This window comes from Phytobacter massiliensis JC163, assembly GCF_000321045.1.
GTDB lineage: Bacteria > Pseudomonadota > Gammaproteobacteria > Enterobacterales > Enterobacteriaceae > Phytobacter_A > Phytobacter_A massiliensis.
In genome coordinates this window covers 1449460-1466549 of sequence record NZ_HE578945.1, presented here as the reverse complement: position 1 = coordinate 1466549, position 17090 = coordinate 1449460, and the positions used below count along the sequence as shown (strand labels likewise).

16 protein-coding genes are annotated in these 17090 nt (G+C 57.3%); 9 read left to right on the top strand and 7 right to left on the bottom strand.

Annotation, left to right across the window (positions count from 1 at the left end; translation table 11 throughout):
• Window positions 1-448 precede the first annotated feature (448 nt).
• The 7 genes from astC to ves all read left to right on the top strand — a co-directional run bounded on the left by astC (window position 449) and on the right by ves (window position 8216).
• On the top strand, window positions 449-1669 hold the full coding sequence (astC, locus tag ENTHG_RS07245; protein ID WP_044177368.1) for a succinylornithine/acetylornithine transaminase: 1221 nt from the start codon (window positions 449-451) through the stop codon (window positions 1667-1669).
• On the top strand, window positions 1666-2700 hold the full coding sequence (gene astA / locus ENTHG_RS07240) for an arginine N-succinyltransferase (protein ID WP_044177364.1): 1035 nt from the start codon (window positions 1666-1668) through the stop codon (window positions 2698-2700). Before astC ends, astA begins: the two co-directional genes overlap by 4 nt.
• Window positions 2697-4175 carry a succinylglutamate-semialdehyde dehydrogenase gene (astD, locus tag ENTHG_RS07235; RefSeq protein ID WP_044177361.1) on the top strand — a complete coding sequence of 493 codons (1479 nt, stop codon included), beginning with the start codon at window positions 2697-2699 and terminating at the stop codon, window positions 4173-4175. The genes astA and astD overlap by 4 nt, the downstream gene beginning before the upstream one ends.
• A complete protein-coding gene (gene astB / locus ENTHG_RS07230; RefSeq protein WP_044177359.1) occupies window positions 4172-5497 on the top strand; it encodes an N-succinylarginine dihydrolase in 1326 nt (441 codons plus the stop codon). The genes astD and astB overlap by 4 nt, the downstream gene beginning before the upstream one ends.
• 11 nt (window positions 5498-5508) lie before the next feature.
• Entirely contained in the window at window positions 5509-6474 is a 966-nt protein-coding gene (gene astE / locus ENTHG_RS07225; RefSeq protein WP_044177356.1) for a succinylglutamate desuccinylase, read from the top strand.
• 391 nt (window positions 6475-6865) lie between these two features.
• The gene (spy, locus tag ENTHG_RS07220; protein WP_044177354.1) at window positions 6866-7351 is read left to right on the top strand and encodes an ATP-independent periplasmic protein-refolding chaperone Spy; all 486 of its coding nucleotides are present in this window, start codon (window positions 6866-6868) and stop codon (window positions 7349-7351) included.
• Between the two features lie 307 nt (window positions 7352-7658).
• A complete protein-coding gene (ves, locus tag ENTHG_RS07215) occupies window positions 7659-8216 on the top strand; it encodes an environmental stress-induced protein Ves (protein WP_044177351.1) in 558 nt (185 codons plus the stop codon).
• Here the strand turns inward: ves and cho are convergent.
• Together cho and nadE are read right to left on the bottom strand one after the other, a co-directional pair.
• Entirely contained in the window at window positions 8210-9076 is an 867-nt protein-coding gene (cho, locus tag ENTHG_RS07210) for an excinuclease Cho (protein ID WP_044177350.1), read from the bottom strand. The genes ves and cho overlap by 7 nt on opposite strands.
• Window positions 9077-9158: 82 nt before the next feature.
• Entirely contained in the window at window positions 9159-9989 is an 831-nt protein-coding gene (gene nadE / locus ENTHG_RS07205) for an NAD(+) synthase (RefSeq protein WP_044177347.1), read from the bottom strand.
• 253 nt (window positions 9990-10242) lie between these two features.
• On the opposite strand from nadE, the gene osmE reads away from it, so the two are divergent.
• A complete protein-coding gene (gene osmE, locus ENTHG_RS07200) occupies window positions 10243-10584 on the top strand; it encodes an osmotically-inducible lipoprotein OsmE (protein WP_044177345.1) in 342 nt (113 codons plus the stop codon).
• A gap of 132 nt (window positions 10585-10716) precedes the next feature.
• Here the strand turns inward: osmE and katE are convergent, their stop codons facing one another.
• The gene (gene katE / locus ENTHG_RS07195) at window positions 10717-12975 is read right to left on the bottom strand and encodes a catalase HPII (protein ID WP_044177343.1); all 2259 of its coding nucleotides are present in this window, start codon (window positions 12973-12975) and stop codon (window positions 10717-10719) included.
• Between the two features lie 186 nt (window positions 12976-13161).
• On the opposite strand from katE, the gene cedA reads away from it, so the two are divergent.
• Window positions 13162-13437 (top strand): cell division activator CedA, encoded by a 276-nt coding sequence (gene cedA / locus ENTHG_RS07190; protein ID WP_071825819.1) that lies wholly within the window; start codon window positions 13162-13164, stop codon window positions 13435-13437.
• A gap of 52 nt (window positions 13438-13489) precedes the next feature.
• On the opposite strand, the gene ENTHG_RS07185 is transcribed toward cedA, so the two are convergent.
• The 4 genes from ENTHG_RS07185 to hxpB form a co-directional block, all read right to left on the bottom strand.
• Window positions 13490-14881 carry an L-cystine transporter gene (locus ENTHG_RS07185; RefSeq protein WP_044177340.1) on the bottom strand — a complete coding sequence of 464 codons (1392 nt, stop codon included), beginning with the start codon at window positions 14879-14881 and terminating at the stop codon, window positions 13490-13492.
• Window positions 14882-15012: 131 nt separating this feature from the next.
• A complete protein-coding gene (locus ENTHG_RS07180; RefSeq protein ID WP_044177338.1) occupies window positions 15013-15603 on the bottom strand; it encodes a metal-dependent hydrolase in 591 nt (196 codons plus the stop codon).
• Between the two features lie 95 nt (window positions 15604-15698).
• Complete coding sequence (gene kduD / locus ENTHG_RS07175; protein WP_044177336.1) at window positions 15699-16460, bottom strand: 2-dehydro-3-deoxy-D-gluconate 5-dehydrogenase KduD; 762 nt, start codon at window positions 16458-16460, stop codon at window positions 15699-15701.
• A gap of 126 nt (window positions 16461-16586) precedes the next feature.
• On the bottom strand, window positions 16587-17090 hold a 504-nt coding region (gene hxpB, locus ENTHG_RS07170), incomplete at its 5' end, for a hexitol phosphatase HxpB (RefSeq protein ID WP_044177334.1).

Sequence of the window (17090 nt, the reverse complement as noted above, 5' to 3'; positions counted from 1 at the left end):
GCAGATGCGAGGGAGAGTGACTATGGGAAGCCGCGACGTGAATAAGGGATCTGTCTGCAACGTTAAGCGGCGATAGCGCCATGTATTAATGTTTTTAAAGCGTAAGCCGCTTCGCTACCCGTCATCATGCTCGTTTATCGTGCACGCTGCCCGCTAATGATGCACTTTATTTAAGTAAATCCCGCAGAGGATCACACTTCCAGAATTATATCTTAACGGTGCATAATCCCGCTGTTTATCCCGCTATTATTCGTCCTTTCGATAAAATTATTCACTTATTATGCAAATAAAGTGAATAGCGACAGGTTTTAAGTCATTGATTTTTCGTTTCCCGTCTCCTGTTATGCATTTTGCTCGCTGGCTGGCATGCCCTGTGCAATATACATTTACAGCGTAAATAACCATATTCATTAACATTTATTCAACCAATTGTTTACCGGGAGGGACTATGCCGCACTCAATTACGCGTGAAAACTTCGACCAATGGATGTTGCCCGTCTATGCGCCTGCGCCCTTTATCCCGGTTCGCGGTGAAGGTTCCCGCCTGTGGGATCAGGACGGGAAAGAGTACATCGATTTTGCAGGCGGCATCGCGGTCAATGCCGTGGGGCATGCTCATCCCGCTTTGTGTCAAGCGCTCAGTGAACAGGCGGCGCGCTTCTGGCATACCGGCAATGGCTATACCAATGAGCCCGCGCTGCGGCTGGCTAAAAAGTTAATTGACGCCACCTTCGCCGACCGCGTCTTCTTCTGTAATTCCGGGGCGGAGGCCAATGAGGCGGCCCTTAAGCTGGCGCGCAAATACGCCCATGACCTTTTCGGCCCGCAAAAAAGCGGCATCGTTGCTTTTAAAAACGCCTTTCATGGCCGCACCCTTTTTACCGTCAGCGCGGGGGGCCAGCCCGCCTATTCGCAGGACTTTGCGCCGTTGCCGCCGGATATCTCCCACGCGCAGTACAACAATCTGGAATCTGCCCGCGCGCTGATTAATGACAATACCTGCGCGGTGATTGTTGAACCGATGCAGGGGGAAGGGGGCGTGGTGCCTGCCGACGTCGAATTTTTACAGGGCCTTCGCGCCCTTTGCGATAGCCATAACGCGCTGCTGATTTTTGATGAGGTGCAGACCGGCGTCGGACGCACCGGCGAACTCTATGCCTGCATGCATTATGGCGTCATGCCAGATGCGCTCACCACCGCTAAAGCCCTCGGCGGCGGATTTCCGGTGGCGGCGATGCTGACCCGTGAAAAATTCGCCCGCGTAATGACGGTGGGTACCCACGGCACCACCTACGGCGGCAACCCGCTGGCGTCGGCGGTAGCGGGCGCGGTGCTTGATATCGTCAATACCCGCGAAATGCTGGACGGCGTAAAACAACGCCACCAGTGGTTTACCGAGCAGTTGCAGGCTATCAATGCCCGCTGCGATCTGTTTGCTGAGATCCGCGGGCTGGGGCTGCTGATTGGCTGCGAGCTTAAACCGCAGTATGCCGGAAAAGCGAAGCAGATAGCCCAGCTTGCCGCAGCCGAAGGGGTGATGGTACTGATTGCGGGCGCCAACGTGATGCGCTTCGCCCCGGCGCTCAATATCAGTGAAGATGAAGTCTCTCGCGGGCTGGCGCGCTTTACCGCCGCCTGCGATAAATTTGTCGCGGGGTGCACATCATGATGGTGGTCAGACCTGTTGAGCGCAGCGACCTCCCGGCGCTGCTGGCGATGGCCGGGAAAACCGGCGGCGGGCTGACGTCGCTGCCTGCGGACGATAAAACCCTGCTGGCGCGGATTGAACGGGCGCGAAAAACCTGGGACGGGGAGCTCGAAAAAAGCGAACAGGGCTACGTTTTTGTGCTGGAGTGCTGCGAAACCGGCGAAGTGGCGGGGATCTGCGCGATAGAGGTCGCCGTAGGCCTTGATGCTCCCTGGTACAACTACCGGGTCGGCACGCTGGTGCATGCGTCGAAAGAGCTTAACGTCTACAACGCCCTGCCGACGCTATTTCTCAGCAACGACCACACCGGCAGCAGCGAGCTGTGCACCTTGTTCCTCGATCCGGCCTGGCGCAAAGAGGGGAACGGCTATCTGCTTTCCAAATCGCGTTTTCTGTTTATGGCGGCGTTTCGCGACCGCTTCAACGAAAAAGTGGTGGCGGAGATGCGCGGCGTTATCGATGACACGGGCTATTCACCGTTCTGGGAAAGTTTAGGCAAACGCTTTTTTTCCATGGAGTTTAGCAAGGCGGACTACCTGTGCGGCACCGGGCAGAAGGCGTTTATCGCCGAGCTGATGCCCAAACACCCTATCTATACCGACTTCCTCTCTGACGGGGCGCAGGCGGTCATCGGGCAGGTTCATCCACAAACCGCGCCAGCCCGCGCCGTACTGGAGAAAGAGGGCTTTCGCTACTGCAACTATATCGACATTTTCGACGGCGGCCCGACGCTGGAGTGCGACATTGACCGGGTTCGCGCCATTCGCAAAAGCCGTCTGGTTGAGGTGGCGGAGGGGGAGCCAGCCCCTGGCGAATGGCCTGCCTGCATGGTTGCCAATGAGCAGTATAAACAGTTCCGGGCCATGCTGATTAACGCCGATCCGCACACCGGGCGGCTTATCCTCAACGCGGCTCAGCTTGACGCGTTGCAGTGCAGGCCGGGAGATACCGTAAGACTGGTGCGTCTGTGTGCCGGGGAGAAAAAACAATGAGTCACTGGATACAGGGTGAGTGGGTTACGGGTCGCGGCGCGCAGCGGGTAAAAACAGCCCCCGTCGGTAACGAGGTGCTCTGGCAGGGGCGGGACGCCGATAGCGCGCAGGTGGTGCAGGCGTGTCAGGCGGCGAGAAGCGCCTTTCCTGGCTGGGCGATGCTTACGTTCGCCCGGCGCCAGGCCATCGTAGAACAGTTCGCGGCTTTGCTTGACGCTAACAAAACGGCGCTCGGGGAAATTATTGCCCGCGAGACGGGTAAACCGCGCTGGGAAGCGGCGACGGAAGTGACCGCCATGATCAATAAAGCCGCCATCTCGGTGAAAGCCTGGCATACCCGAACCGGCGAGCAGCGCACGGAAATGGCCGACGGCGCGGCGACATTACGTCATCGCCCTCACGGCGTACTGGCGGTTTTCGGCCCTTATAACTTTCCCGGCCATCTGCCGAACGGGCATATCATCCCGGCGCTGCTGGCAGGTAATACGCTTATCTTTAAGCCCAGCGAGTTAACGCCGTTGACAGGCGAAGCCGTGGTTAAGCTCTGGGAGCAGGCGGGCCTGCCGCCGGGGGTGCTGAACCTGGTTCAGGGCGGCAGAGAGACCGGACAGGCGTTAAGCGCCCTTGATGATATCGACGGGCTGCTATTTACCGGCAGCGCCAGCACCGGGTATCAGCTTCATCGCCAGCTTGCAGGCCAGCCGGAAAAGATCCTCGCGCTGGAGATGGGCGGCAACAACCCGTTGATTGTTGAAGATCCCCATGACATTGATGCCGCCGTTCATCTTGCTATCCAGTCCGCTTTTATCACCGCGGGGCAACGCTGTACCTGCGCGCGCCGTCTGCTGGTCAGGCGCGGTGAGGCGGGGGATGCATTCCTTTCCCGGCTGGTGGAGGTCAGCGGGCGTCTTACCCCGCAACGCTGGGATGCCGAGCCGCAGCCTTTCTTTGGCGGCCTGATCAGTGAACAGGCGGCCCGGCAGGTTTATGAGGCGTGGCAGGCACACGCGGCGCGAGGCGGCAGAACGCTGCTGGCGCCCCGGCTGCTACGGGAGGGCACATCGCTGTTGACCCCGGCGATAATCGACCTGACCGGGGTGGAGAACGTCCCCGATGAAGAGGTGTTCGGGCCGCTGCTCTGCGTCTGGCGCTATGATGATTTTAACGAGGCGATAGCCCTGGCGAACCGCACGCGCTACGGGCTTTCATGTGGTCTTATCTCACCTGAACGGGAAAAGTTCGACCAGCTCCTCCTGCAGGCGCGCGCCGGTATTGTGAACTGGAATAAGCCGTTAACCGGGGCCGCCAGCACCGCGCCTTTCGGCGGCGTGGGCGCATCCGGCAACCACCGTCCCAGCGCATGGTATGCCGCTGATTACTGCGCCTGGCCGATGGCCAGTCTCGAAGCCCCGGAGATGACTCTGCCGCAGGCGTTAAGCCCGGGGCTGGATTTCAGCACGGAGGAGAGCCGATGACAGCACGCGAGTTTAACTTTGACGGCCTCGTCGGGCCAACTCACCACTACGCCGGGCTGTCCTTTGGCAATGAAGCGTCTACCCGACACCGCTATCAGCGTTCCAGGCCGCTGCTCGCGGCGAAGCAGGGGCTGCTCAAGATGAAGGCGCTGGCGGATGCCGGTTTTCCGCAGGCGGTCATTCCGCCGCAGGAAAGGCCCAATATTCCGCTTCTGCGCCAGCTTGGCTTTAGCGGCAGCGATGAGCAGGTTTTGCAAAAGGCGGCGGCGCACTCGCCGGTTTTACTGAGCGCCGTCAGCTCCGCCTCCTCAATGTGGGTGGCGAACGCCGCGACGGTTTGTCCATCTGCCGATGCGCTGGACGGTCGGGTCCATCTGACGGTGGCCAATCTCAATAACAAATTTCACCGCGCCAGCGAAGCGCCGACCACCGAAGCGCTCCTTAACGCTATTTTTCGTGACCCGCGCTACTTCACCGTCCATCCGGCGCTGCCGCAGGTGGCGAAATTTGGCGATGAAGGGGCGGCAAACCATAACCGCTTAGGCGGCGATTACGGCGAACCCGGCGTCCAGCTTTTTGTCTACGGACGCAAGGAGGAGGGCGATATTCAGCCCGGCCGCTACCCGGCGCGCCAGACCCTTGAAGCCAGCGAAGCGGTAGCGCGACTGAACCAGGTGATCCCGGAGCGGGCTATTTTCGCCCAGCAAAATCCCGCGGTAATTGACCAGGGCGTGTTCCACAATGATGTCATTGCGGTCTCTAACCGCCAGCTGCTTTTTTGCCATCAGCAGGCATTTGTGCACCAGCAGGCGCTGTTCGCCCGGCTGCGCGAAAACGTGCCGGGCTTTACGGCGCTGGAGGTGCCGGACAGTGAGGTTTCCGTCAAAGAGGCGGTGGAAACTTACCTCTTCAACAGCCAGCTGTTAAGCCGGGACGATGGCAGCATGGTTCTGGTGTTGCCGCAGGAGTCCCGGGAACACCCGGGCGTCTGGCGGTATCTGAATCGGTTACTGGCTGAGGATAATCCTGTCAGCGAACTGAAAGTGTTCGACCTGCGTGAAAGCATGTCTAACGGCGGCGGCCCGGCATGCCTGCGGCTGCGGGTGGTGCTCAACGCTCAGGAGCAGCGTGCGGTAAACCCGGCGGTTATCATGAACGATACCCTTTTCGCCACGCTGAATAGCTGGGTGGATCGCTACTACCGCGACGTGCTGACGCCGGGAGATCTTGCCGATCCCCAGCTGTTGCGCGAAGGGCGCGAGGCGCTGGATAGCCTGACACAGATCCTGAACCTGGGCTCCGTTTATCCTTTTCAGCAGTAGCAGGAGGCCGTATGCATCATTTTCTGGCGATGACCCTGGCAGGCGAGATCCCCCGCAGGCCGACAGGCGAAGCCGGGGCGCTGCGCTGGATATGGCATGAACAGGGTATTCTGGAGCTCCAGCCCCGGCAGCCCACCCGCCGCGCGCTGGTGATTTCCTGCGCGATTCACGGCAATGAAACCGCGCCGGTTGAGATAGTGGACGCGCTGTTGCAACAGTTGCTCGACGGAAAGCTGGCGCTCAGCTGGCGGCTGCTGGTGATTATTGGCAACCCGCAGGCGCTGGCGCGCAATCAGCGTTATCTGCAACGCGATCTGAACCGGCTGTTTAGCGGCCGCTGGCAACAGCTGCCCGCCAGCGATGAGACGGTACGGGCTGCGCAGCTGGAGCGCGCCATCAGCCACTTTTATCACGATGATGATGAGGAGCGCTGGCATCTGGATCTGCATACCGCGATCCGCGGCTCGCACTATCTGCGTTTTGGCGTGCTGCCGGCACGCCACACGCCCTGGGATGAACTGTTTCTGCGCTGGCTGGGGGATGCGGGGCTGGAGGCGCTGGTATTTCATCAGGCGCCGGGCGGGACGTATACCCACTACACCAGCGAACAGTTTGCCGCCCAGGCCTGTACCCTGGAGCTGGGCAAAGCCTTGCCGTTTGGCGAAAATGACCTGCGCCAGTTCGCGCGCACCGCGCTGGCGCTTGCTGCGCTGCTGGCGGGCGACGCCGCGCCGGAGGCGACCGCTGTCCCGACGCGTTATCGGGTCGTGCAACAACTGACGCGACACAGCGAGTCGTTTGTCCTTTATGTGCCGCAGGATGCCCTGAACTTCACCGCTTACCCTAAAGGAACATTGCTGGCAGAAGATCGCGGCGAACGGTATGTGGTGCAGGGGGAGCAGGCCTGGATTCTGTTTCCCAACCCCGCCGTCGCCGTGGGGCTGCGCGCAGGGCTGGTGCTCGAGCGGCTTGATTAAGGTTTGCCATCGGGGGAGGCAATAGCCTCCCTTTCATTAGCATATCTTAATATTTCATCTTTAATTGCACCGGCTAACGGTCGCTTTTTCAGGCTGGTAGAATAACCAGACGTTTTTTCTGCGTCGCCGTTACAGAATATTCTGGTAGATTTGCTTTATTATTAGGCCCGTCTGCTTTATAGTCTTCATAATTTCCTGAAAATATGCCCTGCGGTTCACGTCTTTTGCAACTCTCCATTTTTTTCCTTATTTCCTCCATAATTGCTGATAATTTGGTTTTTATACTTTCACTGTTTTACGGTCCCTCTGATTAATTGACGATAAAGCCGCTAAAGTTATTAACGTCAACACGGCATACGCCGCAAGAAAACATGAAAGTAAGGAATTTATTATGCGTAAACTGACCGCTCTGTTTGTTGCCTCTACTCTGGCGCTTGGCGCTGCTAACCTGGCTCACGCTGCTGATACCACGACCGCCGCGCCAGCCGATGGCTCTCCGATGATGCACCATAAAGGGCCGCGTGGACCGCATCACGATATGATGTTCCGTGACCTAAATCTGACGGATGCGCAGAAACAGCAGATCCGCGACATTATGAAAACCCAGCGCGACCAGTGGCAACGCCCGTCGCTGGAAGAACGCCGCGCTATGCATGACGTGATTGCCAGCGATACCTTCGATAAAGCAAAAGCCGAAGCGCAGGTAAACAAAATGGAAGAGCAGCGTAAGGCGCATATGCTGGCGCATCTGGAAACCCAGAACAAAATTTATAACATTCTGACCCCGGAACAGAAAAAACAGTTTAATGCCAATTTTGAGAAGCGTCTGACAGAACGTCCGGCGGCAGGCGCTAAAATGGCTCCATCTGCTGAATAATCGTTTCAGTATTCCCTCTCAAGACCGCCGGTCTTGCCCATATCACGCAGTCGCGTAGTGGGCAGGCCCGGCGGTTTTTTCTTGCCTCCCTCTTGTCTGCCACCACCGTCACGGTATTCTCATGATGTCGGGCTTAAGCGTCTGACTTCCCTGACCATAACGCATTTATAATTATTTACATGTCGGCGACAGACATCGCTAAGGCTGCGGCGTTTCGCTGCCGATAAGCAGATTATGGCAAGGTGAATAATAACAATCAGGCTGTGGGATCGCGCAGCCGCGCAGCATGCGCCTTTCAGGAGTGATGATGGAATATTTTGATATCCGTAAGATGCCGGTTAGCCTCTGGCGCAACGGTGCAGGCGAGACCCGTGAGATTTGCTGTTTTCCGCAGGCCACCCGTGATTTCAGCTGGCGAGCCAGTATTGCTTCCTTAGCCAGTAACGGGGAGTTTGCGCCCTTCCCGGGCGTAGACCGCAGCGTCACGTTGCTGGAAGGCGGCGATATAACGCTGGATGGCGGGGCAGAGTTTCGCCACACCTTAAAAAAATTCCAGCCTTTTTCATTTGCGGGTGAACAGTTAGTGAAAGCGCAGCTGAATGATGGCCAAATGTCGATGGACTTTAATATTATGACTCGCCGCGATCGTTGCCAGGCGAAAGTACGCATTGCCGATCGTACTTTCACAACTATTGGCGCGCGCGGCGGCGTAGTATTTGTTTTAAGCGGCGCCTGGCAACTGGGTGATAAATTACTCACCGCCGATCAGGGTGCCTGCTGGTATGAAGGACGGCATACGCTGCGCCTGTTAAAAGCGCAGGGGCAGTTACTGTTCAGCGAAATAAGCTGGCTGCCCGGTCACTGATTAAGTTCGGTGATGGTGTAAGCACCGGACATTAACGGCTTGCAGAGAATTTTATAGCCGTCATGGTCAAAGCCCGCTGGCGTGCGCAGCAGGTCTGCCGCCTCGCTGAGATTATTCACTGCCCCCAGCCACAGCCAGTTATGGATAATATGATAGTGGGTCATCGTCGGGCCCACCTCTTCAAGCGCTATCGGGCCTTTCCACGGCCAGCAGACCAGCCGCATGCGCTCCATTGCCGCCAGGAAACGGCTGTCGTGCTCCTCCTGGGTCTCTTTGCCGCAGCAGGCACCGGCGCAGCGGCGCAGGGCTGAGCGAAAACAGCCGCGGCCGCGCGTCAGTGATTCAAGCCCAAGCAGGCCGTAACAGAGTTTTTCTTCATCGGCGATGGTTTGTAACGTTTGCAGCGCGGCGCGCCGGTTAGCAAACAGACCATACAGCCCCGGCTCGGCGGAAAAATCCACTTCACGCGCATAAACCACCTGCGGCTTATCGCCCTTAAACAGCAGCGAGCAAAGCTGGCGGTTACGGCGCAGTCGTTTATTGAACAGCGGCTGTTGTTCTTTAATCAGGCGCGCTTCCAGCAACAGTGCGCCCAGCTCCCCGGCGGTGCAAATCCAGGTTATACGCCGCGACTGGCGCAGCATGGCCGCTTCGTCCGGCGTGCGCAGGTGGGAAAGCACGCGGCTGCGGATATTGACGCTTTTGCCAATATAGAGCGGCATGGCTTCGCTCTCGCCGTGAAAAAAATAGACGCCGGACTGTTTGGGCAGCGCCTCCAGCCACGGACGGAGATGTTCGGGATATTCATAAATGGCCGCCGCTTCGAAATCGAGGCGGGGGGCAGATTGACGCCTGTTCACTGAGTGCTCCTGATACTGTTTACATATCCAGTGTAGCAGGCAATATGCGGCGAAAAAAGAGGCGGCTTACGCCGCCCTGATTTTAGTGCTTTTTCCAGAAGTCGTCGAAAACAGTAATCGGTGGACGACGCTTATGTTCGGTTTTGATATACCAGCCTTCGATAATGTGCGCTGTACCGGCATACAGCGTTTTGCCTTCCAGATAATCATCAATGTTTTCATAGGTAACGCCAAGCGCCGCTTCATCCGGCAGGGAAGGGCGATCGTCTTCCAGATCGGCGGTAGGCGCTTTCTTGTACAGGTGTTCAGGGCAACCGAGGGCGGCAAGAAGCTGCTTACCCTGGCGCTTGTTGAGGCGGAACAGCGGGTTGATGTCGGTACCGCCATCGCCATATTTAGTGTAAAAACCGGTCACCGCTTCGGCCGCGTGGTCGGTGCCCACCACGACCCCTTTGGTCATACCGGCAATGCTGTACTGCGCTTTCATTCGCTCACGGGCTTTTTCATTACCGCGGATAAAATCGCTTAGCTCAATTCCGGCGTCGCGCAGGGCCTGCTCGCTGGCCAGCACCGCGCTTTTGATGTTCACGGTCAGTACACGGTCTGGCTGAATAAAGCCAATGGCATCCTGGCAATCCTGCTCATCCGCCTGAACGCCGTAAGGCAGGCGAACCGCAATAAACTGATAGCTGTCGTCACCGGTCTCCTGGCGCAGTTCGCTTATTGCCATCTGGCTCAGTTTCCCGGCGAGGGTGGAGTCCTGACCGCCGCTAATCCCCAACACCAGCGAACGTAAAAAAGGGAAGCTTTGTAGATACGTTTTGAGGAAATCTACACTACGACGCACTTCTTCTTCAGCGTTAATCGTTGGTTTGACGCCCAGCGCCGCAATAATTTCTTGTTGCAGAGTCATGTAACCCCTCCGGTTGGTGAGCCTGCCTGGCAGGTTGCAAATAGTGAATAAAATAAAACTAACGCTTCATTGCCAAAACAACAAGGTGCGAGGGTGCAAGTGCTGTAGTTTGCGCCATTCTGGCGCGTAATACTTCTTTATTAGAATTTTCCGAAAGGAACTGTCGTCTGGTTTGTAGGTTGAAAAATGTAATTTTATATTCCAGGCTTAGATAACACGCTGATACGAAAGCGGATACAAAAGAGGAAGGAATATGAAAAAGAACCTGGCAGGAATTTTGGGCGCAGCAGCGGTACTGACTATGTTAGCGGGTTGTACGGCGTATGACCGTGCAAAGGATCAGGTCTCCCAGCCCGTCGTGAAAGACGTTAAAAAAGGTATGAGCCGCCAGCAGGTTGAGCAGATCGCAGGGCGTCCGTCTTCGGAAGTGACTATGATCCACGCACGTGGTACCTGTCAGACCTATATCCTGGGTCAACGCAACGGTAAGACCGAAACCTATTTTGTTGCGCTGGATGAAACCGGCCGCGTTATGAATTCTGGCTATCAGACTTGCGCCGAGTATGACACCGATCCGCAGGCGCCTAAGCAGTAATTTTTTAATCTTTTTGCCTGAGCATAAAAAAACCGGCCTGTTGGCCGGTTTTTTTATTCCGCAGCGGGCGAAAACGACACACCGCCACGTGTAGGACCTGAGTTTCCCGCAACGTCGGCTGCGGGTGTGTCATCAGGCGGGAATACGCTCAATTTTACCGATGCGTGACCATACGCGGTGGGCGGCCAGCAGGTCGATAAAATCGTCCATAAAGCTGCCGGAGGCGTCATCCGCCAGCAGTACCCCCTCTTCGCCCTGCGCATCCACCTGCAGCGCGGCGGTGAACTGACGGGCATCGCCAGCCAGCGCGATGGGTTTAAGGTGTTTATAGGCTTCAAGCAGGTAGTAGATGGCATCGCCGCTGGTCAGCAGGCTGCTCAGATCGCCCCCGGGGACAATAACGCCATCCACGGTCAGGGAAGGCGATCCCGCAAAGGTCCCGGCTACGGTCAGCACCGAGCCGTCATCCGCGGTGACTTCCCCCATCCGCGAGAAGAGCAGCTTCGCGTGCACCCCTTTGGCCTTCAGGCTTTGCAGGGTGGCAAGCAGATCGCTGGCCTTCACTTTTTCATTGAGCAGCACGGCGACCACGCGGCCTTTAACCGAGCCGTCAGGGACGGCATACAGGCTCAGCGAAGGGTCCTCTTTCAGCCCGTTTACATCGGCTGGCGGCGCAATATTGCACTGCTCATCGGTCAGGGTGATGCCCAGGTTTTTCGCTACCGCGCTGGCAAGCTGCATATCAATGCGGACCAGCTGATCGACAACCCGCTCACGAATATAGGCGCGGACCACTTTACTGAGCTCAAAACTGAACGCATCGATGATATGGCGCTGCTCAAACGGCGTCTGGCTCAGCCAGAACAGGCGCGGGTGGGAGTAATATTCGCCGAAAGAGGGGCTGCGCTCGCGCACTTTATGCCCTTCAACCCGCTCCTGGTAAGACTCAAAGCCGCCGCGCTTCGGCCCCGGCGGCGTCTCGCGCGGCCAGTTATCATTGATAGAGTTCGGCTCGTAGTTGGCCGGGTTGGTGTCGATATCCATCCGGTGCATGCCGTCGCGCTGGAAGTTGTGGTACGGGCAGGTGGGGCGGTTAATTGGGATCTCGTGGAAATTCGGCCCGCCAAGGCGGCTGATCTGGGTATCGGTGTAGGAGAAGAGACGCCCCTGCAGCAGCGGGTCGTTGGTAAAGTCCAGGCCGGGAACAATATGGCCGGGGTGGAACGCCGCCTGTTCGTTTTCGGCAAAGAAGTTATCCGGATTACGGTTAAGCACCATTTTGCCCACTCGTTTTACCGGCACCAGCGCTTCCGGAATAAGCTTGGTCGGATCGAGCAGGTCGAAATCGAATTTAAACTCGTCTTCTTCCGGGATGAGCTGCAGTCCCAGCTCATATTCCGGGTAATCACCCGCCTCGATGGCCTCCCACAGCTCGCGGCGGTGGAAATCGGGGTCGCGCCCGGTCAGCTTTTGCGATTCGTCCCACACCAGCGACGCTTTCCCGGCCAGCGGTTTCCAGTGGAAGCGGACAAAGGTGGCTTTCCCTTCGGCATTAATCAGCCGGAACGTGTGGATGCCAAAGCCTTCCATCGTACGGTAGCTGCGCGGAATGCCGCGATCGGACATCGCCCACATAACGTTATGCAGGGTTTCCGGCTGCAGAGAGACATAGTCCCAGAAGGTGTCATGGGCGCTCTGACCCTGCGGAATGGCCCAGTGCGGCTCGGGTTTCACCGCGTGGACAAAATCAGGAAATTTATGCGCGTCCTGAATAAAAAAGACCGGCGTATTGTTGCCGACTAAATCAAAAATCCCCTCTTCGGTATAGAACTTGGTGGCAAAGCCGCGAATATCACGCACCGTATCGGCGGAGCCTGCGCCGCCCTGCACGGTGGAGAAGCGAACAAACACCGGGGTAATTTTATCGGGGTCAGAAAGAAACGCCGCCTTGGTGATGGCGGATAAGTCTTCATAAGGCTGAAAGTAGCCGTGCGCCGCCGAGCCGCGGGCGTGCACGATACGCTCGGGAATGCGCTCGTGGTCAAAGTGGGTGATTTTCTCACGCAGAATAAAATCTTCCAGCAGCGTTGGCCCGCGTGAGCCCGCCCGCAGCGAGTTCTGATCGTTAGCGATGCGCACGCCCTGATTGGTGGTCAATGGCGCATCTTCGCTGTCTTTACGGAACTGCTGGAGAGAGGTGAGCTTTTCGTTGGCGGTATCGGGGGCTTTCAGGCTGCCTGGCGCGGTAGGTTGTTCACCGGGCTCCGTGGGATGAGGGGAGGGGCGATGGGAATTATCCTCAGGGGCTAATGAGTCCAGGCCCGGTTTTGCCTCGCGATCGTCATGCACCGGCGATTGATGGTTACGGGGATGTTCATCGTTGTTCGACATTGCATTTGTCTCCTGCTTTCATCACTGAAAAAGTGGTTGTTTTTGAAAAACCCTTCTAACTATAGAACAACCATCCCAACCTATTATTCTGGCCCGGCAGGATTCAGGCGTTATCACAGGAAGATGTAACAGAAAGTCAGTCCGGACGCGACGCGCAGGGCGACTATCGGCTATCATAGCTCTTTCATGTTTGTAGAATTTGATTTAGTGAACTCTTCGCTTATGAAACCTTTGCGCCATCAAAACCGCCGCGTTATCAGTTATGTTCCCCGTATCGAACCCGCCCCGCCTGAGCATGCCGACAGGGTGGAGGGCTTTCGCGACGTGTGGATGCTGCGTGGAAAGTATGTGGCCTTTGTGTTTATGGGTGACCACTTCCGCCGCTCGCCCACGTTTAGCGTGCCGGAAGCCGCCCAGCGCTGGGCAACCCAGATGCGTCAGGAAGGGGAAATCGAAGAATAAAAAAACCGCCTGGGTTCAGCAGGCGGTTTTATTAAGGGGCGAAGGGCAGCGCTTAGCGATGCGCCAGCTCGGCGTCTTCTTCACTATCCAGAATGGCTTTATCAGTCTGTTTCAGCCACTGGCTGGTCAGCGTGCCCGCGGTCATGGAGCCGCTAACGTTCAGGGCTGTACGCCCCATATCGATCAGCGGTTCGACCGAAATAAGCAGCGCCACCAGCGTCACCGGCAGGCCCATTGCAGGCAGCACGATCAGCGCGGCGAAGGTGGCGCCGCCGCCAACGCCCGCTACCCCTGCTGAGCTTACCGTCACAATGCCCACCAGGGTCGCTATCCACATCGGATCGAGCGGGTTAATACCTACCGTTGGCGCAACCATGACCGCCAGCATCGCCGGGTACAGACCCGCACAGCCGTTCTGACCGATGGTCGCCCCGAAGGAGGCTGAGAAGCTGGCGATGGACTCCGGCACGCCCAGACGACGCGTTTGCGCTTCCACATTCAGCGGAATGGAGGCGGCGCTGGAGCGACTGGTAAAGGCGAAAGTCAGCACCGGCCATACTTTGCGAAAGTATTTAAGCGGGCTGACGCCGTTAACGCTCAGCAGCAGGCCGTGTACCACAAACATAATGCCAAGGCCCAGATAGGAGGCAATAACAAAGCTGCCCAGCTTGATAATGTCCTGAACGTTGGAGCCCGCCACGACTTTGGTCATCAGCGCCAGCACGCCATACGGGGTGAGCTGCATCACCAGACGCACCAGCTTCATCACCCAGCTTTGCAGCGTATCAATGGCGACCAGCACGCGTTCGCCCTTCGGCGCATCGTCTTTCAGCAGCTTAAGGGCGGCAACGCCGAGAAAGGCGGCGAAGATCACCACGCTGATGATAGAGGTAGGGCTAGCGCCGGTAAGATCGGCAAACGGGTTTTTAGGCACGAAGGACAGCAGCAGCTGCGGTACGCTCAGATCGGCCACTTTACCCGCATAGTTACTCTGAATGGCATTCAGCCGTGCGGTTTCCGCCGTTCCCTGCACCAGCCCTTCTGCGGAAAGACCGAAGAGGTTAGTGACCAGTACCCCCACCAGCGCCGCAATAAGGGTAGTAAAGAGCAGCGTGCCGATGGTCAGAAAGCTGATTTTACCCAGCTGAGAGGCATTATGCAGACGGGCTACCGCGCTCAGAATAGAGGCGAAAACCAGCGGCATAACGATCATTTGCAGCAGTTGCACATAGCCGTTGCCGACCACGTTAAACCACTGAATAGACGCTTTCAGCGTGGGGTTATCCGCACCGTAAATCGCCTGCAGCGCAAGGCCGAAGACCACGCCCAGCCCTAAGCCGACCAGCACTTTTTTCGCCAGGCTCCACTGTTTGCGACGCGTTTGCGCCAGCAACAACAGCAATATGACGAACACCACGATGTTCGCGATTAATGGAAAGTTCATCCCCGTTCTCCTGATGTAATTATGTGATCGACATCAAAAGGTCGACCCGTGGGCGGAAGGTTAGCAGAAGGCGAGTATCGCGCTTATATCCAAATGGAATGATTTATTCCATATGCTTTGATTGTGGCTGATTAATGGCCAATATGCTGGTGAATAAAGCGGTTGAACTGATTTTGCAGCACGTTTATCAACTCAGAGGACCAGCGCACTGCACTGTTATCGGGCAGCGTCTGCGGCATCCATATCGCCCAGGTAAAGAGGGCCATGCACAACGCGCGCTCAAGCTGGTTGCCCTTTTGCGGCGCCAGTATTGGCAGGCGAAAGCGCCAGCGGCAGGGCCAGAGCAGCGGCACGCCTGCGGGGGTGAGCATATCGGCAAGGATGTGGCTCAGATAGCCAAGCACCAGCCCCTGCAGCGCATCGGCGGGGATAATCCAGCTATCCGGCACTTTTAAATAGAACAGCGTCAGGGCGATAAAGACCGCCAGCAGGCTGTGGGTGAAGCCCCGATGGCCGAACGCTCTGGCTACGGGTTTAGAGATCCACTTAAGCCTCTGGCCGAGGAAAGATTTGGGGTGATCGATATCGGGCAGCAGACAGGTCAGAATGGCGGAGGGCACAATATGCCACCAGTCCCCCTGCGCGAGCACAGGGGTCAGTTCGGCGTTTTTGGCAAACACCGCACAGGCAATTGAAAAAAGCAGGTGTCCTTCCGCCGTCATGATCTAACTCGCTAAACTGTCGATGCATACAGTATAGGATTTTTATACAGTAGACGGAAGCGGTGACGTTGTAACTCAATGTCACAAAGTGATCATTATCGCGCCAGCCAGCCGCCGTCTACCGCGATCGTGTAACCTTTGATATAGTCCGACGCGCTGGAGGCGAGGAAAACCGCCGGCCCTTTAAGATCGTCCGGGTTACCCCAGCGTCCGGCCGGAATACGGTCGAGGATGGCCTGATTGCGTTCCGCGTCATTGCGTAGCGCTTCGGTATTGTTGGTGGCCATATAGCCCGGCGCGATGGCGTTGACGTTTATATTATGCGGCGCCCACTCATTTGCCAGCAGGCGGGTCAGCCCCAGCACGCCGCTTTTTGACGCCGTATAAGAGGGCACGCGGATACCGCCCTGGAATGAGAGCATCGAAGCGATATTGATAATTTTGCCGCCGCCGCCCTGGGCGATAAACTGGCGCGCCACCGCCTGCGATAAGAAGAAGAGCGTCTTGACGTTAAGGTTCATCACGTCGTCCCAGTCTTTTTCGCTGAAATCGATGGCATCACAGCGGCGAATGGTACCGGCATTGTTCAACAGAATATCCACACGGCCCATCTGCGCGACGGTCTCGCTGACGATATTTTCCAGCCGATTCTGCTGGCTTAAATCGGCCTGGATAGCATGAAACCTGCGCCCCAGCGCGGTCACCTGCAGGGCGGTCTCGAGCGGCTCCTTACGGCCCACGCCGACGATGTCGCACCCTGCCTCGGCAAGCCCCAGCGCCATGCCCTGACCAAGCCCGGTATCGCAACCGGTGACAATAGCCACTTTGTTCGCCAGCGAAAAGGCATCCAGAATCATACTTCCCCCATCAGTTAGTCACATTGCTGAAATGAGGATAGGGGGTGGCGAAGAGAAACACAAATTAATTGAAATGATGTTTCATAAAGCTAGCCGGAAACCGCCGGAGCGGCTTCCGGCTAGTATTCAGCCCAGCAGGTGGCGCAGGGTGAGGCCTTCCAGGCTTTCCAGCTTCACGTCTGCCAGGGCATAGCGCGGATCGTGGCGGTTTTCCTCAGCCGGAACCACAATGGAGCGCATCCGCGCCGCTTTGCTGGCTACCATGCCATTGACGGAATCTTCCAGCGCCACGCACGTTTGCGGGTCTACTCCCAGCTTAGCCGCGCAGTCAAGGTAGACCTGCGGGTGCGGTTTACTCCACATCAGTTTTTCCGCAGAGGCGAGCGCGTCAAAGCTGTCGCGCAGATCGAACATTGTCAGCACTTTTTCCAACATATGCAGCGGTGACGCTGACGCCAGCCCGACCTTGAGTCCGTTCGCTTTACACAGCGCGACCGCCTCACGAGCGCCGGGTAACAGCGGGCGCGTCTCTTCTACCAGCGAGATGGCTCTGCTGATAATACGCGCGGTGACCTCCTCCTGAGACGGGCCGTTCCACGGCTGTTGCGCATACCAGAGACCCACCACCAC

Bases quoted from the DNA above. Each gene is read 5' to 3' on its own strand.
- kduD (WP_044177336.1), bottom strand. From the start codon at position 16,460: ATGATTCTGGATGCCTTTTCGCTGGCGAACAAAGTGGCTATTGTCACC.
- cedA (WP_071825819.1), top strand. From the start codon at position 13,162: ATGTTTGTAGAATTTGATTTAGTGAACTCTTCGCTTATGAAACCTTTG.
- osmE (WP_044177345.1), top strand. From the start codon at position 10,243: ATGAAAAAGAACCTGGCAGGAATTTTGGGCGCAGCAGCGGTACTGACT.
- spy (WP_044177354.1), top strand. From the start codon at position 6,866: ATGCGTAAACTGACCGCTCTGTTTGTTGCCTCTACTCTGGCGCTTGGC.
- astD (WP_044177361.1), top strand. From the start codon at position 2,697: ATGAGTCACTGGATACAGGGTGAGTGGGTTACGGGTCGCGGCGCGCAG.
- ENTHG_RS07180 (WP_044177338.1), bottom strand. From the start codon at position 15,603: ATGACGGCGGAAGGACACCTGCTTTTTTCAATTGCCTGTGCGGTGTTT.
- katE (WP_044177343.1), bottom strand. From the start codon at position 12,975: ATGTCGAACAACGATGAACATCCCCGTAACCATCAATCGCCGGTGCAT.
- astC (WP_044177368.1), top strand. From the start codon at position 449: ATGCCGCACTCAATTACGCGTGAAAACTTCGACCAATGGATGTTGCCC.
- astE (WP_044177356.1), top strand. From the start codon at position 5,509: ATGCATCATTTTCTGGCGATGACCCTGGCAGGCGAGATCCCCCGCAGG.
- nadE (WP_044177347.1), bottom strand. From the start codon at position 9,989: ATGACTCTGCAACAAGAAATTATTGCGGCGCTGGGCGTCAAACCAACG.
- ENTHG_RS07185 (WP_044177340.1), bottom strand. From the start codon at position 14,881: ATGAACTTTCCATTAATCGCGAACATCGTGGTGTTCGTCATATTGCTG.
- ves (WP_044177351.1), top strand. From the start codon at position 7,659: ATGGAATATTTTGATATCCGTAAGATGCCGGTTAGCCTCTGGCGCAAC.
- astB (WP_044177359.1), top strand. From the start codon at position 4,172: ATGACAGCACGCGAGTTTAACTTTGACGGCCTCGTCGGGCCAACTCAC.
- astA (WP_044177364.1), top strand. From the start codon at position 1,666: ATGATGGTGGTCAGACCTGTTGAGCGCAGCGACCTCCCGGCGCTGCTG.